Annotated in this window: 20 protein-coding genes and 5 tRNA genes; 17 read left to right on the forward strand and 8 right to left on the reverse strand. The window is 54.2% G+C overall.

Features of this window, described 5'->3' with window-relative positions:
* Positions 1-176 precede the first annotated feature (176 nt).
* From TMES_RS08845 to TMES_RS08880, 8 genes are all read left to right on the forward strand, one after another.
* On the forward strand, positions 177-1,031 hold the full coding sequence (locus TMES_RS08845) for a substrate-binding periplasmic protein (protein ID WP_158091213.1): 855 nt from the start codon (positions 177-179) through the stop codon (positions 1,029-1,031).
* A gap of 238 nt (positions 1,032-1,269) precedes the next feature.
* Positions 1,270-1,962, forward strand: coding sequence for a glutathione S-transferase family protein (locus TMES_RS08850; protein ID WP_085581609.1), 693 nt, complete (start codon positions 1,270-1,272; stop codon positions 1,960-1,962).
* A gap of 42 nt (positions 1,963-2,004) precedes the next feature.
* Positions 2,005-3,267 carry an MFS transporter gene (locus tag TMES_RS08855; RefSeq protein ID WP_245835276.1) on the forward strand — a complete coding sequence of 421 codons (1,263 nt, stop codon included), beginning with the start codon at positions 2,005-2,007 and terminating at the stop codon, positions 3,265-3,267.
* Between the two features lie 96 nt (positions 3,268-3,363).
* Positions 3,364-3,439 (forward strand) — tRNA-Glu (locus TMES_RS08860).
* A gap of 35 nt (positions 3,440-3,474) precedes the next feature.
* Positions 3,475-3,550, forward strand: a tRNA-Glu gene (locus tag TMES_RS08865).
* A gap of 36 nt (positions 3,551-3,586) precedes the next feature.
* Positions 3,587-3,662: transfer RNA gene (locus TMES_RS08870), tRNA-Glu, on the forward strand.
* A 36-nt stretch (positions 3,663-3,698) separates the two neighbouring features.
* A tRNA-Glu gene (locus TMES_RS08875) sits at positions 3,699-3,774 on the forward strand.
* Positions 3,775-3,810: 36 nt separating this feature from the next.
* Positions 3,811-3,886: transfer RNA gene (locus tag TMES_RS08880), tRNA-Glu, on the forward strand.
* A gap of 233 nt (positions 3,887-4,119) precedes the next feature.
* Here TMES_RS08880 and TMES_RS08885 read toward each other — a convergent pair.
* Both TMES_RS08885 and TMES_RS08890 read right to left on the reverse strand, forming a co-directional pair.
* Positions 4,120-5,685: a DNA polymerase IV gene (locus tag TMES_RS08885; RefSeq protein ID WP_085581613.1), complete on the reverse strand. Its 1,566-nt coding sequence runs from the start codon at positions 5,683-5,685 to the stop codon at positions 4,120-4,122.
* A gap of 108 nt (positions 5,686-5,793) precedes the next feature.
* Complete coding sequence (locus TMES_RS08890; protein WP_085582064.1) at positions 5,794-7,080, reverse strand: EAL domain-containing protein; 1,287 nt, start codon at positions 7,078-7,080, stop codon at positions 5,794-5,796.
* A 290-nt stretch (positions 7,081-7,370) separates the two neighbouring features.
* Here TMES_RS08890 and TMES_RS08895 point away from each other — a divergent pair, with 290 nt between their 5' ends.
* The 3 genes from TMES_RS08895 (at position 7,371) to TMES_RS08905 (ending at position 10,604) form a co-directional block, all read left to right on the forward strand.
* The gene (locus TMES_RS08895; protein WP_085582066.1) at positions 7,371-8,738 is read left to right on the forward strand and encodes a tetratricopeptide repeat protein; all 1,368 of its coding nucleotides are present in this window, start codon (positions 7,371-7,373) and stop codon (positions 8,736-8,738) included.
* A 161-nt stretch (positions 8,739-8,899) separates the two neighbouring features.
* The gene (locus TMES_RS08900; RefSeq protein WP_085581615.1) at positions 8,900-9,676 is read left to right on the forward strand and encodes an SAM hydrolase/SAM-dependent halogenase family protein; all 777 of its coding nucleotides are present in this window, start codon (positions 8,900-8,902) and stop codon (positions 9,674-9,676) included.
* A 91-nt stretch (positions 9,677-9,767) separates the two neighbouring features.
* The gene (locus TMES_RS08905) at positions 9,768-10,604 is read left to right on the forward strand and encodes an MBL fold metallo-hydrolase (protein WP_085581617.1); all 837 of its coding nucleotides are present in this window, start codon (positions 9,768-9,770) and stop codon (positions 10,602-10,604) included.
* A gap of 14 nt (positions 10,605-10,618) precedes the next feature.
* Here TMES_RS08905 and TMES_RS08910 read toward each other — a convergent pair whose 3' ends face one another.
* The 4 genes from TMES_RS08910 to TMES_RS08925 all read right to left on the reverse strand — a co-directional run bounded on the left by TMES_RS08910 (position 10,619) and on the right by TMES_RS08925 (position 14,687).
* Positions 10,619-10,987: a VOC family protein gene (locus TMES_RS08910; protein WP_085581619.1), complete on the reverse strand. Its 369-nt coding sequence runs from the start codon at positions 10,985-10,987 to the stop codon at positions 10,619-10,621.
* An 88-nt stretch (positions 10,988-11,075) separates the two neighbouring features.
* Positions 11,076-11,771: an OmpA/MotB family protein gene (locus TMES_RS08915; RefSeq protein WP_085581621.1), complete on the reverse strand. Its 696-nt coding sequence runs from the start codon at positions 11,769-11,771 to the stop codon at positions 11,076-11,078.
* Between the two features lie 42 nt (positions 11,772-11,813).
* A complete protein-coding gene (locus TMES_RS08920) occupies positions 11,814-12,608 on the reverse strand; it encodes a motility protein A (protein WP_085581623.1) in 795 nt (264 codons plus the stop codon).
* 363 nt (positions 12,609-12,971) lie between these two features.
* A complete protein-coding gene (locus TMES_RS08925; protein WP_245835280.1) occupies positions 12,972-14,687 on the reverse strand; it encodes a methyl-accepting chemotaxis protein in 1,716 nt (571 codons plus the stop codon).
* A gap of 438 nt (positions 14,688-15,125) precedes the next feature.
* Here TMES_RS08925 and TMES_RS08930 point away from each other — a divergent pair, with 438 nt between their 5' ends.
* The 6 genes from TMES_RS08930 to TMES_RS08950 all read left to right on the forward strand — a co-directional run bounded on the left by TMES_RS08930 (position 15,126) and on the right by TMES_RS08950 (position 18,059).
* Entirely contained in the window at positions 15,126-15,398 is a 273-nt protein-coding gene (locus tag TMES_RS08930) for a hypothetical protein (RefSeq protein WP_085581627.1), read from the forward strand.
* A 360-nt stretch (positions 15,399-15,758) separates the two neighbouring features.
* The gene (locus TMES_RS08935; protein WP_085581629.1) at positions 15,759-16,007 is read left to right on the forward strand and encodes a hypothetical protein; all 249 of its coding nucleotides are present in this window, start codon (positions 15,759-15,761) and stop codon (positions 16,005-16,007) included.
* Positions 16,008-16,130: 123 nt separating this feature from the next.
* Positions 16,131-16,658: an adenine phosphoribosyltransferase gene (locus tag TMES_RS08940; RefSeq protein WP_085581631.1), complete on the forward strand. Its 528-nt coding sequence runs from the start codon at positions 16,131-16,133 to the stop codon at positions 16,656-16,658.
* 133 nt (positions 16,659-16,791) lie between these two features.
* The gene (locus TMES_RS08945) at positions 16,792-17,247 is read left to right on the forward strand and encodes a hypothetical protein (RefSeq protein WP_143589592.1); all 456 of its coding nucleotides are present in this window, start codon (positions 16,792-16,794) and stop codon (positions 17,245-17,247) included.
* 150 nt (positions 17,248-17,397) lie between these two features.
* Positions 17,398-17,520 carry a hypothetical protein gene (locus tag TMES_RS23410; protein WP_281253463.1) on the forward strand — a complete coding sequence of 41 codons (123 nt, stop codon included), beginning with the start codon at positions 17,398-17,400 and terminating at the stop codon, positions 17,518-17,520.
* Positions 17,517-18,059 carry a Panacea domain-containing protein gene (locus tag TMES_RS08950; protein WP_085581636.1) on the forward strand — a complete coding sequence of 181 codons (543 nt, stop codon included), beginning with the start codon at positions 17,517-17,519 and terminating at the stop codon, positions 18,057-18,059. Before TMES_RS23410 ends, TMES_RS08950 begins: the two co-directional genes overlap by 4 nt.
* Before the next feature lie 370 nt (positions 18,060-18,429).
* Here the strand turns inward: TMES_RS08950 and TMES_RS08955 are convergent, their stop codons facing one another.
* Together TMES_RS08955 and TMES_RS08960 are read right to left on the reverse strand one after the other, a co-directional pair.
* Positions 18,430-19,791 (reverse strand): ChaN family lipoprotein, encoded by a 1,362-nt coding sequence (locus tag TMES_RS08955; protein WP_085581637.1) that lies wholly within the window; start codon positions 19,789-19,791, stop codon positions 18,430-18,432.
* A 30-nt stretch (positions 19,792-19,821) separates the two neighbouring features.
* Positions 19,822-20,976: a trans-sulfuration enzyme family protein gene (locus TMES_RS08960; protein ID WP_085581639.1), complete on the reverse strand. Its 1,155-nt coding sequence runs from the start codon at positions 20,974-20,976 to the stop codon at positions 19,822-19,824.
* Positions 20,977-21,016 lie beyond the last annotated feature (40 nt).

A 21,016-nucleotide genomic window follows, 5' to 3' on the forward strand; every position in this document is an offset into this window, starting at 1 on the left:
TGATGTTTGGCAGTGCTGGCAATCAACAAGTCCTTGTGTAACCAAGGTATTTTTGTGGCTGGTAGTGTTTTTCAGGTTGAATTTCCTGAAAACGTGTATTTAGAGACGCACCGGAAATATACTTCCAGGACGTCGACATTGGGATGACGATGTGTTCGCGTCACGGTATTAAATCTATGTTTACCAACATGTTATCGTTGCGCGGGTGGTTTTTTCCGGCTGTTGTTGCGATTGCGATGCAATTTGCAAACTCGTTTGCGGCTCTTGCCGGGCCGTCATCGCAAAACATGCCCGAACAGGGGTATATTGGTGCCGCGCGCGATATCCGGCTTTATACCGAAAACCTGCCACCGTTCAATTTTCGCAGTGAAAACGGTATTATCGGGGTTGGGGCCGATGTTGTTGCTGCCCTGGCAAAGCTGGTCGGGCACAGTCGCCCCCCTGAAATGCTGCCGTGGAAACGGGTTTTGTCAATTTTGGAAAAAGAACCCTATGCGGCGGCTTTTTCCATGGTCCGTATTCCGCAACGTGAAAACGAATTTAAATGGGTCGGGCCCATCACCCATGCGCAAACAGCGTTTTACCAGCTGGCAGGCAGCCCGCTTAAAATCACATCGCTAGACGATGCCCGCATGGTTTCGGCAATCGGGGTTCAGGCCGGTGGCGCATCGGAACGCGCCTTGCGCGCGCTGGGTTTTACCAACCTGATGTCGCTTTATAACCCGACCAACGGCTTGCAAATGCTGCTGAGCGGGCGCATCAGCCTGTGGGAAACCGCAGATCTTATGGCGATCAGCCAAAGCCGTGCTTTGGGCATTGACCCTGATATGATCGAACCGGCCCTGACCGTAGGGGAATATGACCTGTATCTGGCCTTTTCGCTTACCACACCTGATACCGTGATTTTGCCCTGGAAACAGGCGCTGGACGAATTGCACCGCAACGGTGTTTTTGACGAAATTCAGGCCCGCTACGGCGTCAGAATTGGCACAAATGTAGCCCGTAAAACCAGTTTTTCCCTTTTGAATTAACCCGTTTGGCACGGCACCCCGGTTTCGCCCGGGCCGCTTGAGGGATGTTGCGTGATGGGTACGGGCTCCCTGCAGCCTTCTGCAGGCACGCACTGCCTTGTGATGTTAATGGCGTTAACCTGGTGCCGGGATTGGGGGAATATTGACCCAAGGGTGGCAAAGCGGGAATTTTGTCTTATTTCCAAAAGTCTGGTAGGGCCATGAAATGGCCGGTTTTCAAGATGATTGGAAAATTTGAATGGCAGATAGCAACAAGCCCGAACTGATAAGTTTTGATCTTTGCCCGTTTGTTCAGCGTTCGGTTATTACGCTTTTGGAAAAGAACGTCGAATTTGATCTGACCTATATTGATCTGGCCAATAAACCGGACTGGTTTTTGGAAATCTCGCCTTTGGGCAAGGTGCCGGTTTTGCGCGAAAAGGGCCAGGTCCTTTTTGAAAGTGCGGTGATCAATGAATATCTTGATGAAGTTAATCCGCCGTCGCTTCATCCCGCAGACCCGTTTAAAAAAGCCCAGAACCGGGCATGGGTCGAAGTGGGCGGTAATCAGCTGATGCATTCCTTTCGCATGATGATGGCCGAAACCCGCGAAGATTATGAAACCCACCGTGATGCTCTGATCAAAGGGTTCCGCATGGTGGAAAACCAGGTTGGCGGAACGTTTTTTAACGGCGAGCATTTTTCGCTGGTCGATACAGCATGGGCACCGGTTTTTACCCGCCTTTTGATTATCGAAGAGGTTCTGGGCGAGGATTATTTGCCGTCCTATCCCAAAATCCGGGCCTGGGCCAATGCGCTGGTGGCACGCGACAGCGTGATCAATTCGGTTCGCGAAGGCTTTCGTGAAAAATTCCTGACCTACCTGCAAAACAAAACCTATCACGACAATACACCCGGTTACGTTGCAGACAGGCTTGCAGGCGCGGCCTGATCGTCCTATTCCGATAGGATGACAGAACAAAACCAGACAGATATGACATCAAAGCGGGATCACCCGGACCACAGTAAGCTGGCGTTTGTGCTGGTTCTGGTCCCGCTTTTGATGTCTTTTTCCCTGAGCCAGTTTTACCGCTCCGCCCAGGCGTTGCTTGCCGGTTCGTTGCGCACCGAACTTGGCGTCACCCCCGAGCAGCTCGGCCTGATTTCCGGCAGCTTCCATTTTGCCTTTGCCCTGATGCAAATCCCGGTCGGGGTGATGCTGGACCGTTACGGCCCGCGCAAAACCAACGGGGTGATGATGATCATTACCGTGGTGGGTGTTATTGTCTTTGCCAGGGCGCATAGCGTGACCGGCCTTATGATCGGGCAGGGGATTATCGGTATGGGCTGTGCAGCGGCTTTTATGGCAACACTGGTTTGTGCCTCGCGCTGGGTTGCCCCCGAAAAATTCGCTGCCACATCGGGCATCATTGTCGCGTTAAGTTTGCTGGGTGTGCTGGCATCGGCAACGCCACTGGCCGCCCTGATCGAATATCAGGGCTGGCGCGGGGTGTATTACTGGCTGGCGGGGCTCAGTGTGCTGTCTGTGGTGCTGACATTTGCCATGGTCCGCGATGAACCGCCGCATCTGCGCCGCAAGCAGGCCCGCCGGGGCGAAACCATGCGCGAAGTCCTGCAAGGCATTATGGAGGTTTGGAAAAACCGCCAGATGTGGCTGCTGGTCGCGGTCGGCTTTTTTGCCTATCCCACGATCTTAACGGTGCGCGGCCTGTGGGGCGGGCCTTATTTGCATGATGTGTTTCACCTGGCGCCGGTTCAGGTCGGCAATATTTTGCTGTGCATGACCATTGGCATGATCGCAGGGCCGCCCTGTTATGGCCATGTTTCGCGCTTGATGGGCGGGCGGGCACGGCCATTGATTTTGTTTTCGGTGTTTGTTTCGACCGTGTTGCTGATTTCGCAGGCGCTGTTGGGCGTTGAACATGTGTGGCTGGCGGCCATCCTGATGATGGCGCATGGCTTTTTGGGCAGTTGTGCCACGCTAAACTACGCCGCCAGCCGGGCTGCGGTGCCGCAACACCTGATCGGGCGGGCGCTGACCACGGTTAATCTGGCGACCTTTGGGGGCCTGTTTGTGTTGCAGGGGCTGGCCGGTGTGATCATTGGGCAATATCCCTCCGATCAGGCAATTGCCGGTTATCAATGGATGTTTGCCTTTTTGGGCATCGGGCTTGGTTTGGCCGGAATTGCGTTTTGGCTGGGCGGACGGCAACGCAAAGCGGTGAAAAAAGGCTGAAATGGCGAAGGGATTAAAAAAAACGTCACAAGGGTGAAAAACCCGCTTGACCTTACCCGGTCCACTCGCTACAAACCGGCCTCGTTAACGCACCGCGTCCCCTTCGTCTAGAGGCCTAGGACACTGCCCTTTCACGGCGGCAACAGGGGTTCGAATCCCCTAGGGGACGCCACCCGTTAACGAAGAAAATGCTTTATTGGTGACCGTGTCCCCTTCGTCTAGAGGCCTAGGACACTGCCCTTTCACGGCGGCAACAGGGGTTCGAATCCCCTAGGGGACGCCACCAGTAAGCATTACATAAAATCGCTTTGCGATCTGCGTCCCCTTCGTCTAGAGGCCTAGGACACTGCCCTTTCACGGCGGCAACAGGGGTTCGAATCCCCTAGGGGACGCCACCTGTAAGCATTACATAAAATCGCTTTGCGATCTGCGTCCCCTTCGTCTAGAGGCCTAGGACACTGCCCTTTCACGGCGGCAACAGGGGTTCGAATCCCCTAGGGGACGCCACCTGTAAGCATTACATAAAATCGCTTTGCGATCTGCGTCCCCTTCGTCTAGAGGCCTAGGACACTGCCCTTTCACGGCGGCAACAGGGGTTCGAATCCCCTAGGGGACGCCATTTCCTTTTTGGAAATGCCCACAATCACCTTTCCCTGACGGGGTGGGTGATTTTTGTTTTTCAGCCCTGTTTTATTATTTGCGCGGCGACTCTGTTGGCGGCGTGTCGCGTGTGCCACGCCGGTAAAATTCCGATTCTGAATATTTTCGACCGTTATTTTATAACAGCGCGAATTTATTCGGCTTTTTACCCGTGTTGGTTATTGCGTGGTGCAAGGTCGCAAAGTTACGGCTTTAAAAAACAAACTTGTGCTGGCGGGGCTGTTTGACCTGCTTGCGATAGGGCCGTGTCAGGCTTTCGCGCAATTGTTCAAGTGTCGGCCGGGGCAGCAAGATGTTTACCGGTGACTTGCTTTGCTGGCGGGGCGGGGTGGTGCTTGATGTTGCGCTGGTCGCCAGTGTCGTTATGCCGCGATTTGACGATGGTCCGCCCGATACTTGCTGTGGGGTCGCAATCTGATCGGCTTGGTGGTGGCTGTTGCTGTTTTTGTTTTTGTTGTATCGGGTGCTGGCAGACGGCGTTTCATGCGCTGTCGGCGCAGTCATGGCGGCGTTATGGGTACTTTGGTCCGCCATCAGCTGTGTGTCGGACGTTCTGGTGGTGGTAGTGGCTGCGGTGCCGGTTGTTGCAAACAGGTCATCGGGGTCGGCATCATCGGCATCAAAAAGGTCGGTGACGCCAACGCCCAGCAGCCGAAATTTTGTACCATCAATCTCGCGGTGCAAAAGGGTCATCGCACTTTGCAAAATCAGTTCCTCGCGCAAGGTGGGGTGGTTCAGGCGCATATTGCGGGTACGTGATTTAAAATCCGCTGTTTTCAGCTTTAAAACCACCGTGTGCCCGGCAATGCGTTTGCGCGCCAGGTCAACTGCTACCCGCCCGACAAGGCGCTGCAACACATCGCCCAGGGCTGCCATATCGGCAATGTCTTCGCCAAAGGTGGTTTCCGACGACAGGCTTTTGCGTTCGGACGTGGTTTCGACCTGGCGGTTATCCTGCCCGCGGGAGAAATGGTAAAACCGCTTGCCAATGCTGCCATAACGGCCTTGCAGGTGGTGGATATCAATTTCGTGTAGCTGCCCGATCGTTTTAATGCCGTCCTGATGCAGTTTGCGTTCCATTGCCGGGCCAACACCCCACATCATGCGAACAGGCTTGTCAGCCAGAAATTCAACGGCTTCGGCCCGCCCAATCAGTGAAAAACCAAACGGTTTGTTCAGGTCGGAGGCGATCTTTGCCAGAAACTTGTTATAGGACAGCCCGATGGACACGGTGATGCCCACTTCCTGCACAATCAGTTTTTGCAACGCGACCAGATTTTCCGCCGGGCTTTTGCCGGTGCGCTCATAGGCATCGGTCATATCCATAAAGGCTTCGTCGATCGACAGGGGTTCAATCACCGGGGTGACGGCCCGCATCATTTCGCGAATCCGCATGCCTTCGCGCTGGTATTTGGCCATGTCGGGCGGCAAAAAAATGCCATCGGGGCAAAGCTCGCGGGCCTTGAAGGCCGGCATGGCCGAACGAACGCCAAATTTGCGTGCCATATAACAGCAGGTCGACACAACCCCGCGTTTGCCGCCGCCAATGATAACCGGCTGATTGGCCAGTTCCGGGCGGTCGCGTTTTTCAATCGAGGCATAAAAGGCGTCACAATCAAGATGGCCAATTTCAAGATCGGGTAATTCGGCATGGGCAATGCCGCGTTTGTCACCGCAATGCGGGCACAGCATGGCGGGCGCTGCCAAAACCGGTGGCCGCCATTTATGCAGACAAGAAGGACAAATCGCGTAAATCATGCTTTTTTGTACTTCTTTTGTTCGCGCCGCGCAAAGAAGATTTAACGGCAAACAAAAGTTGCCTGACAGTTTTTGTCAGGAAAGAATATCTGGGCGGGGAGCGGTTGCTCAGGTCTTTTTGGGGGCAGGTGCAGTTTTCGCCGGTGCCGCTTTGCCCGCCTTTGCTGCCTTGCTGGCTTTTTTGGCCCGGCGGGTTCGGGCTACCATATTGTCAACATAGCGTCCCTGAAACAGGGTAATGCCCAGCGACTGACCAAACCGGATGGCGGTTGGGGTATCGCAACGGCATAAAATCACGCGTTCTCGGCCAGATTGTTGAACAAGCGTGTCCATTTCACTGTATTTTTTGCGAATGACGTTATCGGTCATTTCTTCGCGCCATGCGATTTTGATAAAATCAGCTTTCAGGCTGGTACGATCGACAAACGACAACGATTCAACCGTCAGGTTGTCGATCAGAATACGATAGCCGCGTTCATGAAATTCGTCGCGCAGGCGCAAATAGGTTTCAAGGTTTGAAAACAGGTCAACCTGGTTGAATTCCAAAATCACATTGCCCGGCCAGTTGCGCCGGACGATTTCGTCAAACCGTTCAAATTCGCGCGAGGTTAACGTGGCAAGGTTCAGGTTGATCGAAAAGGATGCCGCATGGGTTTTGAAGGTACGCTTGCACAAATAATTCAGCATGCGTTTGTCCAGCACTTCGGTCATGTGCTGAAACAGCCATTTGTTCGATGCCAGATCAATGGTCGGCATTACCGCATCACGCAGTTCCGAGATCGAGACAAAAAATTCGTCAAATACCGGGTGAAGCTCGCCACCATTGTTTTTTGACAGCACACAAACCGGTTGCTGGCGAATATGGGCTGAAAGATCGGCGGTATGAATGGTTTCTTCCAGCTGCGCCAGATTGTCGGCATTAATTGGCTGTAACAGGTTTTTGGGGCCTGCCGCCATGTCGCGGCGCTGCTGTTTCTGCGCGGTTTCGCTCATATACCGGCATAACAGCAAAAATTCCTGAAATTCGGTATTCAGATTGTACCATGTGCAAAAGCCGGTTTCTTCGCTTTCATCCTGGGCCACGGGGTCATCGCGAAACAGGTAACGCAGGGTTTCAACACCGGGTTCGACATCGCTAATGGTTTTGTCTTTCCAGATGAATAACAAATCACTGTTGCTGAGAACAAAAATGCGCCCGACAAAAAGTTTGACGTAGCTTTCAAACGTGTTGGTCGCGACCCGGACGTGATAATCGCGGCGGTGAAACGGCTTGAGGCGCGACAAATGGATATGCACCGCCCGATGCCCGAGCTTGCGGGTTTCCAAGCGTTGTACATAATCAAGCAGCAGGTGTTCCTGCAATGCCTGTTGTCCATATTGTTGCGGCTCGATCAAGCGCATTCCCCTGAGTAAACGGTACGCACCTTGTGTCTTTGCTTGTCAATTCAAGCATACCTCCCTGAAGGGGAGATTAAGATCTGTCTTTTGCGTATGTTTCCATTTTTATAGCAAATGCAAGGCATAGCGCATACTCGGCGGGTTAACCAAGCAATTTTAACGAATTATCGACGGGCACCTTCCGGGTTATTTGTTTACGGAACATGAAATTACCGGTTTTCACAAACTTGACAGCGCTACAGGGAAGTGGTCCCTTGTCTTGCATCTGGGTATTTGGGGTTGGCGTAATGAACGCGGTAAAAGACAAAACCGTGACTTTTTTGGGTCGCGGGCTGCGTGTGGCGGTTTTGGCAGGGCTGGTTTCTGTTGTGGCGGCTTGTGCCCCGCTGGCAGACAGGGATTTCTGGAATCAGGCAACATCCTTTGCGGGCAAGGATGATACGGCACTTGGCCTGTCCGAAGTTGTCGCCGGAAATTATCCGGCGGCCGAAAAATTTCTCGATGCGGCGATTACCCGCAACCCGTTAAACGGGCAGGCCCTGTTGTGGCGCGGAATCGTGTATCAAAATACCGGTCGCCCCGATAAGGCCCGCCAGGATTACAGCGCCATCATTGCATCAAATGCGCCCGGAACCGTTATTATGGCGGGCCCGACAACATCGCAACTCCACCCGTTACGCGATGCCGCACAATTTAACCTCGACCGGCTTGAAAAAGGTTTGCCCGGCGTTGTCGGGCTTGGCCCGCAAATGATGGTGGCCGGTGCCGCCCCGATTGATGGTTCCTCGATGATGGCGGCCCCGGCGGGCACGGTTACGCCGGCACGCCTTGCGCAAAACCCGACCGCCGCCGATGCCAATGTTGCCAAACGATTCGAAATTTTGCGCAACCTGCAAGGTGCCGGGTTAATTACCCCCGAAGAATTTTCGGCCCGCCGTGCGGCCAACCTTGGCGCGTTGCTGCCCATGAGCGCCCCGGCCCCGGCCGCCTATCTGGACCGCGAACCGCCTGATGGCCGTGAAATTCAGGATCGGCTGGAACAGTTGAACAAATCGCTGCAGATGGGCGCGATTACGGTGCAGGATCATGTCAATGAACGCACTGCCATTCTGGACGGGCTTTTGCCCGCCGAGCCCCGCGAACGCGCCATTCCGGCCCCGGCCCCGCAAGGATTGATGGATGCTGCCCGCAAAATTTCCCGGATCGAGGATTTGCAAAAGGAAAAACTGATCACGCCGACCGAATTTACCAAGGAACGCAACGCGATCGAGGCATCAATTATCGAACCTGCAAATGCCAGCATGGTTTCGCAAGAGGGCCAGCCGGTGCGCCGGGTTGCAAACGGTGCCGACACACCAAGCCGTGCGGTGAATACAGCGGCCCGCGCGAAACCGGCAGGTGGCGCGGCATCGTCAGTCGGGACCGAAATTCATCTGGCGTCCTATCGCAATCAAACCCAGGCCGAACGGGGCTGGTTGATTTTGGGCAGTCGTTTTGCCCCGCAGCTTGGCGGGCTGGACCATGAAATTCGCAAGGTATCGGTGCCCGGCAAGGGGACATTTTACCGACTGCTGGCCGATGGCATGGATACAAGCAAGGCAACACAGGTGTGCGCCGAATTAAAACGTCGCGGCCAGTATTGCGATGTCAAATAGCGATAGCTGCAAACGGTGGCATGAACAAGCGCCGGAGCAGGGGAATGTGGGATGGGACCAGATTGGATCGGGCAGGGTTTGGCCGGGCTGTGAGGCTGTGATGTTCATCATATCCAATTGGGGTAATCAGGATCACTGTAAGCCGTTGATATGGTAGTTATATGATTTTGGTTTTCAGCGATTTTCAAACCGCTGGCCCCTATAGCGGTGCCATGCGGGCAGCAGCAATGCGCCATGCCAACCCCGCCGGTCGCGATGGTGGGCAGGCAATTGCCGTTGTCGATTTGATGGTCGATGCACCAGACCGCGACCCGATGAAGGCCGGGTGTTTGCTTGCGGCGTGCGCAGGGTCATTTGCGGCGGGGGATGTTGGTTTGTGTGTTATCGACCCCGGCGTTGGCAGTGCCCGGCGCGGTGTGATTGTGCAGTGTGATGATGTCTGGTTTGTTGGCCCGGATAACGGCCTGTTTGAATTTGTGATCCGGCGGGCACGAACGGTTCGTATGTGGCAAATAGACTGGAAGCCAGCGGCTTTATCGGCCAGTTTTCACGGGCGCGATATTTTTGGCCCGGTTGCGGGAATGCTGGCCGCCGGGCAGGATTTTGCCAAACAGGAAATGGACGTGGCCGATCGTTTTGCCGATGCCAAAGCCTGGCCCGATGACATTGCGGAAATTATCTATTGTGATGGCTATGGTAATGCGATGACCGGGGTGCGCGCACAACAGGTCGAACCAGGTCAAAACATATTGGAAATCGGCGATTTGCAAATTGGCCGGGCCCGGACCTTTTCTGATGTGCGGCGCGGGGCGCCATTGTGGTATGAAAATGCCTTCGGGCTGGTGGAAATTGCCGTTAATGGTGGCCGTGCTGATCGCTTGTCCGGCGTGGCAATTGGGGCCAGTATCGGTTGGGGCGTTGGTGTGAAAGCCGAGTAACGAAACAAAAACAGGCCGCCATGCCGGGCCATAGATTGAAAGCGCAGTCCAGTCATGGTCTGACTGCCAAAAAGAACGGGAAACGCGCAATATGGCCATTACGGTCAAGTTTTGGGGGGTGCGTGGCAGCATCGCCTGCCCCTCGCCAGATCATATCAAATATGGCGGCAATACCAGCTGTGTTGAAGTGCGCGTGGCAGGGCAGGTTCTGATTTTCGATGCTGGGACGGGCATTCGTAATTTGGGCCGGGATTTGATCCGGCGCGGGGTTTCCCATGCGTCGATCTTTTTAACCCACACCCATTGGGATCATATTAACGGCTTTCCGTTTTTTGTGCCCGCCTATGATCCGGGCAATAATTTCGAGATATTTGCCGGGCATCTTGCCGGGCAGGGGGGCGTTGAAAAGGTTTTTTCCGCCCAGATGGCCAACCCCACTTTTCCGGTCCCGCTTTCGGCGATGCGCTCGACATTGTCCTTTTGTGATTTTACCGCAGGCAAAACGCTTTATCCCGCACCAGATATTGCGGTGCGCACGGCGCCACTATGTCATCCCAACGGGGCAACCGGCTATCGGGTCGAGTATGGCGGGGCATCGGTATGTTATGTAACCGATACCGAACATCGCCCCGGTCAGACAGACCAGACGGTGCTGGATTTTATTTCCGGGGCTGATCTGGTGATTTACGATTCGACCTACACCGATAGCGAATTTGAAAAAAAGATCGGCTGGGGCCATTCCACCTGGCGCGAAGGTATCCGGCTGTGCAAGGCTGGCAATGTTGGCCAACTGGCATTGTTTCATCACGACCCGGACCACGATGATACCACAATGGCCGCAATTGAAGGCGAGGCCCAGACGGAATGGGGACCTGTGTTTGCGGCGCGCGATGAAATGATTGTCGAGGTTACGGGAAAACCATCCTGACGGGGCGGGGTGGTTTATATGCCGAGTTTGTCGCGAAAGGCCCGGCTGGATATGGATATGGAATTTTGGCACGGGTCTTTTGCATTGGCGAACATATATCCGTCTGCCTGATGAACCGGGCCAAAATCAAGGCCGTTCTGTGCAGACCTGGCGCAGAACGCTTCAATATCCTCGACATCAAAAACCAGCTTCACACAGGATTGGCCCTGTCGTTGCCCCTTGGCCGCAGGGTGAAGCATGATGTTTGCGCCGCCAGTATCTGCCACCAGTTCAATAATGCGGTCGTTTGCAAGCTGGCGGGCTTTAAACCCGAAGTGGGTTTCGTAAAAACGGGCCGTTTCTTGCACGTTTCGGGCGTAAATTAGCACTCTGCCAAGCGACATGATGACGGACCACGCGGGGTTGCGATTATGACTGTTGTCTGATCATGGAAACGCGAACCGTTGCCTTGCAACAGTGATGAACTGGCGCCTACAAAGCCCGCGAATATTTCGGGAAGACGCGAATTTCAACCCGGCGGTTGGCTTCGCGGTTTTCCGGTATCGGGTTTCCCTGATCATCTTCATTGGGCAGTTTGGGCATGGTGTCGCCATAGGAAATGGCGCGCATGCGGTCTGATTGCGGGTCTACGCCCACAGCCCCGAAAAAACGGACCACGGCAATGGCGCGCCCGGCAGCCAGTTCCCAGTTCGATGGGAAACGCGGGGTGCTGATCGGCGAATCATCGGTGTGACCTTTGACCTCGATCTGAAAACCCATATAGCGCGGTTGTTTTAAAAGGTCGCCGACATCTTTTAAAAACAGCACCGCATCGCGGGTTAAATCAGCCGATCCGGCCTGAAAAAACGACCCGCTGGCAAGTTCCATCAGGATGCCTTCATCATCGGTCTTCACATGCACCGATTTGTCGAGCGACAGATTGAAAACAACATCTTTCAGGTCGGTTTCAAGAATTTCGGTCGGCCGCACAACACTGCGTTTGCCGATATTCTGGGCAATACCGGCCTGAATTTTTTCAAATACCGGCAATTCAATTTTCGAAAAACTGACCAGCATGACAAAAAACGCCATCAAAAGGGTAATGGCATCGGCATAGGTTGCGAGCCAATCTTCGTCAATTTCTTCAGTGCTTGGCCCTTGTAGGGGAGACCTGCGACGCCGTGCCATGGGCTTATCCTGCTTTCTGTCGTCTGATCGGGCGAAACCGGCTTATTGCGGTGTCTTGTCCATATTAAAATGAATGGCCGGGTCCAGAAATGAATTCATCCGGTCCTGAATGGCACGCGGACCTTTTCTGTCGGCCAGCATGATCAGCCCTTCGGCAATCAGCGAATTGCGAAATTTCATGATGTCTTCGCGCTGCTGGATTTTGCTGGCTGCCGGGATGAAAAAGAACCGTGCCGCAACAATGCCATACAACGTGGTAATCAGGGCAATGGCCAAGCCAGCACCCAGCGATGTCGGATCGTCGCCCATTTTATCAAGCATGATCACAAGGCCGACCAGCGTGCCAATCATGCCAAAGGCAGGGGCCGCACCAGCCATGCTGCGCAAAATATTCACGGGAACCAGATTGCGGCCATAGGAACTGTCGATGGCGTTATAGAGCATGTCAGACACGTCATCGCCGTTATAACCGGTAATGACAATTTCCATCGCCCAGCCCAGAAACGGTTCTTCCTTGCCCAGCCGGGTTGCTTCTTGCTCAAGGGCGTTGATGCCCTTTTTTTGCATAAGATAGCCCCATTTGACCACGCGGCCAACTTCGCCGGTCAATTGCCCGCGGCCCATGCGCGGGGCCCGGAATATCTTGAAAATCAGTTTAACGGCCAGCCACACATACCGTGTCTCATAGGCAATAAACGTGGCTGCAAATGTTCCGCCCAGCACCATCAAAACGCTGGAAAGGCTCAAAAATACTACATAATTGTCTGTCGAAATATAGATCGACGCAACAAACAGGCCGATACCGACCAAAATCCCCAAAATCGTCGTCAGCGACATCGCTTTTCACGTTCCTTCGTCCAGAAATCTGCCTGATTTCCGCCCCCGTTTCGCAAACCCGCCAAGGGCGGGTTACATCTGGAAGCATCATAGACTGCCTTTGCCCCCCTGTTAAGCAAAGAGCCTTGCAAATGCCGAATGATTTTGGAATTGCGACTTATGCGTTATTAACATGCGATACATTTCCCGCAAGTTGCGCCATTCGGGTCTTTTCTATGGTGCAAACGGTTCGGGAGCCGGGCATTGGGGCGTTCGGGCTGATGAAAAAATGACAATACCCTGTGCTGGTAAGGACACAGGGTATTGTCATTGATATGTTCATCACGGTTTGCCGCGTTAAACGGCAGGGGTGGTTTTCAGGTCTCAGGCGGCACGGATGCCATCAAGGAAGCGGTCAACTTCAGCCCGCAGCTTTTGCGAAAGCGTGCCCAGTTCTTCGGCAACTTCCAAAACCGAATGCGCCGATTTGTCGGTTTCGCCCACGGTATGGCTCACCCGTTCGATATTGCGGGTCACTTCCTGCGTGCCAATGGCGGCCTGTTCAACATTGCGGGCAATTTCATTGGTGGCGTCGGCCTGTTCACGCACGGCGTCTGAAATTGTGCTGGTAATGTCGGTAATGCGTAAAATAACGCCGGAAATATCCTGAATGGATTTTACCGTCTTGCCGGTTTCGCTCTGAATGGCATTGATCTGGTCCGAAATTTCATCGGTTGCCCGAGCGGTCTGGTTGGCAAGGTTTTTAACTTCGGCGGCGACCACGGCAAATCCTTTGCCGGCTTCGCCCGCCCGCGCGGCCTCAATCGTGGCGTTAAGGGCCAGAAGGTTGGTTTGCCCGGCAATGTCGCTGATCAGATTGACAATTTCACCGATTTTACCGGCGGCCTCGGACAAACCGGCAACGGTGCGGCTGGAAACATCGGCTTCCTGCGATGCCTCGGCGGTAATTTCGGTCGACTGATGGGCCTTGTCGCCAATTTGCGTGATCGAGGCCGATAAATGGTCGGCGGCTTCTGACACGGTGCGCACATTGGTGGTGGCTTCTTCCGACGCGGCAGCAACGGTTGTGGCGTTTTTGCTGGCCTGGTCGGCGGCGGAAACCAGCTGGCGCGCGGTGTTTTGCATGCGGTCGGCCGATGTCGAAACCGATGAAACGATCCCGGCAATGATTTTTTCAAAACTGCCAATCAGGCTTTCAAGCCGGATCATGCGTTGTTCGCGCTGTTGCTGGGCGGCCTTTTGTTCAGTTTCCATACGTTCTTTGGCGATGGCGTTGGTTTTAAACACCTCGACCGAGCGGGCCATGGCACCTATTTCGTCGTGGCGGTGCGTGTTTTCAATATCAACATCGGTACGGCCATCGGCAAGGTCACGCATAACATGATCCAACTGCGACAGCGGGTTGGTGACAATATTGGACAACAGGGCACGAATGCCAATCACGGTCAGAATGATCACGATGATGCCGCCAATAACAATTCCGATCAGGATGGTATTGGTTTTTGCCTGTTCAGGTGCGACCGACAGGCTGGACGATAAAACCGCAATCACGTCGCCTTTTTCTTCGCCCATCAGCCCGCCGTGGCAGGTAAAACAAACATCCTTGTCGGCACCACTGGTGACGCCTAAAACAATCGGCATCGACATGCGATAAGTGCCATCATCGGTATAGCGTCCAACCAGTTTGCCGGTTGAAATCGCTTCCTCGTCAATGGCATCGCGGGGCAATTTAAGGGCTTTTTCCTCGTTTTCCTTCATATAGGCCAGGGTTTTGGGTGCCCAGACGGACCATAATTCGCCCGGATAATCCTGGTTGCGGCTATCAAACCAGTTATTGAAAACCTTGATGCCGATATCTTCAGAATCATCAATCCGCGCGGCCATCACGTTAACAATCAGGGCATGGAGCGATGTCAGCTCATTGTCGCTGAGCTGACGTAACTTGGCATCCATTGCCCGACGTTCGGTCATGGCAATCATGATGAGTGCAATCACCATCACCAGTGTCACCCCGAAAGCAGAAGCCACCATGAACCGTTTGCGTATGCCCATGCGTTTCCAACCCGATAATAGCGCCATCAATTTCCCTCGAACCCGACAAGAAGCGGAATAAAAGCACGCGGAACAGGCCCCAAAACCCGCAGGTGCCACGACTGACTTATTGCCTTTACCAATCCTCTGTTTGGTAAATTGAAGCATTGATTTGCCTCAAGTGAGCGTTGTTATTCAGAAATATTCCAAATTCACATCACATGGCCGAGGCGGTCCTTGCCGGTTTTTGGGGGCTGTATTTGCGCGAGGGAAATCATTGCTTTTTGGGCTGTGATGTCGCTGGTCGCGCTGTTGCATACGATGGTGCAACGCAATGTATATTTGAGCGGTTTTAAACCGGCGACGGGAACAATTGTGCCCGCCCGAGGTTGAATTTTCAGGGCCAGACGGGCATACCTTGAGCCAGCGGGGCAAATCCTTGCGCGTCAGGGATTAAAACGGGCACATCACAAATCGGGGCTGACCATGAATATCACCTTTGCAGATGCACAAAAGAAACTCGAAGAAATCACCGCTGAAATGTTGATCTTGATCCGTCAATACGGGTTGGATGCGGAATCGCCGTTTGATGTAATTACAGTTGCGCGCGGCAAAATTGACAATGAACAGGATTATATTCGGTTTCTGGAACTGTCCCTTGAAGGGCGCATTTATGGCGAATATGCCGAAGCCCTGCAAAAACAGATGGATCAGCAAGCGCAAGACGCGCAAACTACTGGTCCGCAGAATATTCATTAAGTCCCCCTTGGCGCAGGGTCAGGGCAGGGGCACGGTATTTTTAAGCGGGGAATTTTCTGTTTTGCCCGTGTGGTTGTGCCCCTGATGCCGTGCCTTAGTTTTTCTTTTTTCCTGTGTTGGTTGCGATTGCGCGGCTGAAAATCACGCAAAAAGGGCTGATTTTCGGGATTTTTCACGGGTTTCTGGCGCCGTGGTCATAAAAGCTTCGCCAACATGTCACCGTCTTGCAGTTGAGATAACTCAATTCCCGGCCTATATCGCGGTGGTCGATGCGCTGTACGGCAAAGTACATAAAAAGCGTGCGGCATTGTCGGGCAATTTGCCGGGCATACCGGGAAAACGAGCAACAGGATGGCTGACATGAATAAAAGTTATGTTCAGACCTTGATGGAAGTCGAAAAAGTATTTGGTCAGATCAATGACCATGATTACCGTTTATATCGGGCGGTATGGGGCAATCGCCAGGCAGCCAATATTGGCATGCCGCGGGGCACCCGGGCTGAAATCAGCCGCAAACTGGCCGACGATTTTACCTCGGCAATTCAGGGCGGCGTGGTCGCACATGCGATTGTTGCGGGGCGCAAAATGGCGTTTCATTCCGCCGCCTGATCGTCGTTCAAACCGTATTATTGACTGCAGCATTGCATTTTTCGCCAAGCTGCCCGATTTTAAGCCGCCATTCGATGGTATCGATGGCGGCTTTGTTTTTGTTTTTCGGGCCGGAGGCCAGTTATGTCGATTAAATCCCTGATCCGCACGATCCCTGATTATCCTAAAACCGGGATCATGTTTCGCGATATTACCACCCTTTTTGGCGATGCCGAGGGCCTGCGCGAGGTTGTTGACACGCTGGCGGGTGAATTTCAGGGCCAGAAGATTGACGTTATTGCCGGGATCGAGGCACGCGGGTTTATCATCGGCCCTGCTGTTGCACTGGCCCTGGGCGTTGGCTTTATTCCCATTCGCAAACAGGGCAAACTGCCTGCCAAAACCATTTCCGTCGAATATGACCTGGAATACGGCTCGGACATTATTGAAATGCATGTTGATGCCGTCAAACCTGGCCAGCGCGTGTTGATCCTTGATGATCTGATCGCAACCGGCGGAACCGCCCTTGCCGCAATCGATCTGATTGAAAAAGCCGGTGCCGTTCCGGTTTCGTGCGCTTTTATCATTGATTTGCCCGACATTGGCGGGGCTGCGCGCATTCGGGAACGCGGCGTGCCAGTCTTCACCCTTGTGGAATTCGAGGGCGATTGATCCATCGTCAGGAATAATGGACTCAACTCCAGGTTTCAGGTGAGTTCATTTACCTGTCTTTTTTGTGTAAAATGCGGTATGATCATAAGTGTTGATCATGTGAACAACCATCTTTTCAACGATGGTGAATATAATGATACCGCAAGTTCCCCGTGCCCAGACAACCAATGCTGCCATGCATATGTCGCGGCTGGCTCCGGCAGGCGCACGCGGCATAGCCACGGTTAACCGCGATGCCGGTATCGAGGCGACCAACGAACAGTTTGGCTATCAATCCGATACCGATGGCACCTTGTTCAATGCCTTCCTTGAGGAAAAAAATCGCCACGGCACATCGCATGGTGGCAAGGACGACAACGACGCCCGCCATCATCGCAAGGCCCGCACCAGCACTAGTAATGGCCCGGCAATGCGCGATTTTTCTGGTGATAAAGCCAGTTACGATGGCGCGCGCTTTGCCGATTTTCTCGATTTTGACGGCCCGCTCGACCTTGGCGCACGCCGGTCGCCCCAATCCATCTATGCGATGGTGAATGCGGTAACCCACGGCATGCCCCAGCGCGGGGAACAACTTGATTTCCGTGTCTAGAACGGTGTTTGGTTTTCCCGTGCGGGCTTTATTCGCGCTCCTGTTCCTGTTGTAATCCTGCTGTGCCAAGGTCGGGGTGTTTTGTGCTGTTTTTCTCGTGGTCGTGTTATGGACCTGTGCCCGATGTCTGTAACAGGGCCGGGGCGGGCGGTGACGCATGTTACCGCCGCAATCTCGGCCCTTGTTGGGGCGGCGGGGGCTGGCTATCATGGCGATAAGGGATGCGCCATTGGTGCGCGGCCATTTTCCATCTTTCGCTCAGGGCAGGAATGAAACAAAAACCGGTTCTTTATTCGGTCTATGACGTCGCCTTTCGGCTGATTGATCATGCGCTGAACGATAACGAATATTTGCAACCGCAAAAGCTGCATCGCGTGCTGTATCTTGCCCAAGGCTATTTTGGTGCGGCCTATCATGGGGCAATGTTGATGCCGGCTGTTTTTATCGCCGAGGAAGCCGGGCCGATTGAACCTAACCTGTATGTGTTGATGGAAGAAACCCGGCCAGATGTGCGCCTGAAGGCGATTAACGAAAAAACCAGCCATTTTATTGAAAGCATCTGGCGGCAGTTCGGCCATCATTCGGTCGACCATCTTAATGCGTCGATCCGCAATCATGCCCCCTATCACGATGCCTGGCAGGCCGGGCCGGGCACGGTTATTTCATTTGATGAAATGGTCACGTTTTACACCTCCGTTCGTAAAACAGCCACCACCCCCGAAGCCGACGGGGTGGTCCGCCCGCGTGTCATGCGCTCGCACAAAGGCAAACCCGTTGCCACCACCGACTGGCGCCCGCGCCGCATAAAATAACTGGTTCACGCTGGTCCACGCGAACGGGCTGGCGGTCGTTTACATCCCGGTATCGCAGCATTTTTCCTGAAATCCGGCCAGAACCAGACGATCCGATCTAGAGCATGTTTCCGTTAATAAGACCCATTTTGTTTAATTTTGACGTGCCGTTTGGCAAGGCACAGCGCGCCGCGCGATGCGGCGCATCGGGCAAGCGGTGTAACGCCGTCAAACGCCGTCAAAATTGAACCCTCCGGGCCCGCGCATTTTGCTGCTCGGCTACGTCGAAATCCTTGTCCGTAACCCCGTTACGCCCTGCGGACTTCTCCTTGCCGAGCAGCAAAATGCGCGGGCAGAATGGGTCTTATTAAAGGAAATATGCTCTAAATGTTCAGTCTTTTGGCCGGGCCGGCGGGATCGGCATGATCCGCCGCATCGGGTTGTTGGAGGGTTCGGGGTCAATGGTGGGCGCCGGGGCAGGGTTGTTTTGTGTGCCGCTTTTGCCATTCGCATCGTTCGGCGCCGATGGGTGATCGGTCAGATTATCGGTGCGATCATCGCCATCGGCTATGTCATCAAGGGCGGATCCGGCTTCGGTCGGGGAACTGGCACCTGTTTCGGTGTTGTTTTGCGCATCGTTCTGGTCGCCATCACCGGCAGGGGGCTGCTGTACGGGGGATTGCGGTGCCGTAAAAGGTGCCGGAACGGCAGGTTTGGTGCCGTTTATTTGTGCGGGGGCCGGTGATGCAGGGGCATGGGGCATTTTTATGCCTTCGCACGGGTCCGACCGGTCCAGATCGGATGTAAACCAGATAAAATCCACACTGTGGTCCGGGCCAAACGCCTTTAGGGAATCGGCAGGCGCAGAGGAGGGATCGCCCGAGTTGGGGGCTTCAAGCATGGTAATGACAATGCTGGTGCCTTTGGGGTCGAACCGCCGTAAATGCCACGGCACCCCGATATTGGCCCGGGCATGCATGGCACCTGTAATCAGGAAAGCGCCCTTGATGCCTTTGGCCCTGGTGGCATCAAACATCGCACGCGCCAGCGATGCGTCGCGGGCAAACTGGATGGTGCTAAAAGGGGGGGCTTGTTCTGGCGATAATACGCCGCAATGGGCGTTAACAATTTCACGATCAAACAGGGTTTTTGTTTCTGCCGGGATCGGGGGCAGGGCCAGCTTTTTGGCAAGGCTTGTGGGCAGGGCCCCATTGCCCTTGGCCATTAACGGCGCAATCAGGGCTTTGGGCAGGTTGCCTGCGACCATGGGAAGCTGGTGCTGGCGGGCGGCTTCGGCAATCGGGGAATAATCCTGCCATAAAGGCCAGCCGCTATCTTCCCAGTTAAGCTGGTTGCCGATATCATCGATGGTAATTTTTTTGTTGTTCCAGGCGTCGTCAAGCGCGCTTTGCTGGTCGCGGTTGATCATTTCCCACACAACGGCTCGTTTCAGGCCATCGCCGGACAAAACATCAATCAGCTCAGCCTGGCGTTGATGATGAATAAGGTTGTCGTGGGTTTCGCCCAGCAAAATGTATTTTGCCCCGGCTGCCGCCGATTGCAGAGTTTCAAGGCGCACATAATCGCCGCGCGCCACATCATAGATCAAACCCGGCGCAGGGGCCATTGGGGGCATACCCCCGTTGGCTGCCTGTGCCGGGGCAATTGTGCCAAGGCTCAGAACAATCAGCAGATAAACAATAAACGGGAAGCAGGCCGTTGCGACCTGTGGTTTGTTGTGAATTGTTGGCATGTTCCGGTTCGGCGTTGCGATCAAAAAGGGTTATTTGGTCTGGTTCAGGGCCGTTTCAATATCGTCGATCAAATCATCGATATGTTCAATCCCGACAGACATGCGCAAAAGATCCCCCGGCACCGGGCTGGTGGGCCCTTCGACAGAGGCGCGATGTTCGATCAGGCTTTCAACCCCGCCCAGTGACGTAGCACGTTTAAACAGTTTGCACGCATTATGAAAGGCTACAGCGCGTTCTGTCCCGCCTTTTACCCGCAAAGACAACATACCGCCAAAGCCACCCTGCATTTGTTTTTTGGCAATGTCGTGGCCGATATGGCTTTCAAGGCCGGGATATTGCACCTGTTCAATTTCAGCATGGGTTTCAAAATGCCGGGCAATTGCCATGGCATTGCTGCTTGCCCGTTCCACCCGCACCGAAAGGGTGCGCATGCCGCGCAACAGCAACCATGTTTCAAACACGCCCAAAACGGCCCCGCCGCCTTTGTGTTGTTTGCAAACCTGCGCCCAGAACGCATCTTTTTTCGCACAGGTTAAGGTGCCTGCCAAAACATCGCTATGCCCGTTCAGGTATTTGGTGGCCGAATGCATGACAATATCGGCGCCAAATTCAATTGGCCGGGTAATTAGCGGCGTTGCCACGGTGTTATCAACCGCCACAATCGCGCCAATGGCGTGGGCGGCCTTGGCAACTGCGGCAATGTCGGTAATTTGCCAGTCGGGGTTGGCGGGGGTTTCCAGCCAGATCAGCTTTGTTTTGCCCGGCTGCATGTGTTTGGCCCATGCGTCGGCATCGCCGTTATCAACAAAATCAAACGTCAGGCCCGACCGCACACCGATATCCTGCATAAACGCGCGCAAGGCCCAGTACATTACCTTGGGCGCAACCACATGGTCGCCAGGTTGCAGGGCTTGTAACACACAAACCGCTGCCGCCATGCCCGATGCAAACAACCGGCTGTCGGCCCCGCCTTCAAGGGCGTTTAAAACGGCACAGGCCTGATCATAGGTCGGGTTATCGGCGCGGGTATAGCAGCGCCCGTCGTGATAGCTAAGGTCGGTATTGCGTTCAAACGTGGTCGAAGGATAAAGCGGCGGCGTAACAGAACGGGTGGTTTCATCGACCCAGCCCAGCGCCTGTGCCGCAACCGTTGCGGCATGCTGGTTATTGGTTTTGTGGGGCATTTTTTGGTTTCCCTGATGGTGGTGGCCATGCTTAATTGTT

This window comes from Thalassospira mesophila (genome assembly GCF_002115755.1).
Lineage (GTDB): Bacteria > Pseudomonadota > Alphaproteobacteria > Rhodospirillales > Thalassospiraceae > Thalassospira > Thalassospira mesophila.

Excerpts from the sequence above, each read along its gene's own strand:
- TMES_RS08940 (WP_085581631.1), top strand. The coding sequence starts at position 16,131 with ATGTCGATTAAATCCCTGATCCGCACGATCCCTGATTATCCTAAAACC.
- TMES_RS08935 (WP_085581629.1), top strand. The coding sequence starts at position 15,759 with ATGAATAAAAGTTATGTTCAGACCTTGATGGAAGTCGAAAAAGTATTT.
- TMES_RS08905 (WP_085581617.1), top strand. The coding sequence starts at position 9,768 with ATGGCCATTACGGTCAAGTTTTGGGGGGTGCGTGGCAGCATCGCCTGC.
- TMES_RS08895 (WP_085582066.1), top strand. The coding sequence starts at position 7,371 with ATGAACGCGGTAAAAGACAAAACCGTGACTTTTTTGGGTCGCGGGCTG.
- TMES_RS08845 (WP_158091213.1), top strand. The coding sequence starts at position 177 with ATGTTTACCAACATGTTATCGTTGCGCGGGTGGTTTTTTCCGGCTGTT.
- TMES_RS08960 (WP_085581639.1), bottom strand. The coding sequence starts at position 20,976 with ATGCCCCACAAAACCAATAACCAGCATGCCGCAACGGTTGCGGCACAG.
- TMES_RS08900 (WP_085581615.1), top strand. The coding sequence starts at position 8,900 with ATGATTTTGGTTTTCAGCGATTTTCAAACCGCTGGCCCCTATAGCGGT.
- TMES_RS08910 (WP_085581619.1), bottom strand. The coding sequence starts at position 10,987 with ATGTCGCTTGGCAGAGTGCTAATTTACGCCCGAAACGTGCAAGAAACG.
- TMES_RS08950 (WP_085581636.1), top strand. The coding sequence starts at position 17,517 with ATGAAACAAAAACCGGTTCTTTATTCGGTCTATGACGTCGCCTTTCGG.
- TMES_RS08850 (WP_085581609.1), top strand. The coding sequence starts at position 1,270 with ATGGCAGATAGCAACAAGCCCGAACTGATAAGTTTTGATCTTTGCCCG.
- TMES_RS08915 (WP_085581621.1), bottom strand. The coding sequence starts at position 11,771 with ATGGCACGGCGTCGCAGGTCTCCCCTACAAGGGCCAAGCACTGAAGAA.
- TMES_RS08925 (WP_245835280.1), bottom strand. The coding sequence starts at position 14,687 with ATGGCGCTATTATCGGGTTGGAAACGCATGGGCATACGCAAACGGTTC.
- TMES_RS08945 (WP_143589592.1), top strand. The coding sequence starts at position 16,792 with ATGATACCGCAAGTTCCCCGTGCCCAGACAACCAATGCTGCCATGCAT.
- TMES_RS08955 (WP_085581637.1), bottom strand. The coding sequence starts at position 19,791 with ATGCCAACAATTCACAACAAACCACAGGTCGCAACGGCCTGCTTCCCG.
- TMES_RS08920 (WP_085581623.1), bottom strand. The coding sequence starts at position 12,608 with ATGTCGCTGACGACGATTTTGGGGATTTTGGTCGGTATCGGCCTGTTT.
- TMES_RS08930 (WP_085581627.1), top strand. The coding sequence starts at position 15,126 with ATGAATATCACCTTTGCAGATGCACAAAAGAAACTCGAAGAAATCACC.
- TMES_RS08885 (WP_085581613.1), bottom strand. The coding sequence starts at position 5,685 with ATGATTTACGCGATTTGTCCTTCTTGTCTGCATAAATGGCGGCCACCG.
- TMES_RS08855 (WP_245835276.1), top strand. The coding sequence starts at position 2,005 with ATGACATCAAAGCGGGATCACCCGGACCACAGTAAGCTGGCGTTTGTG.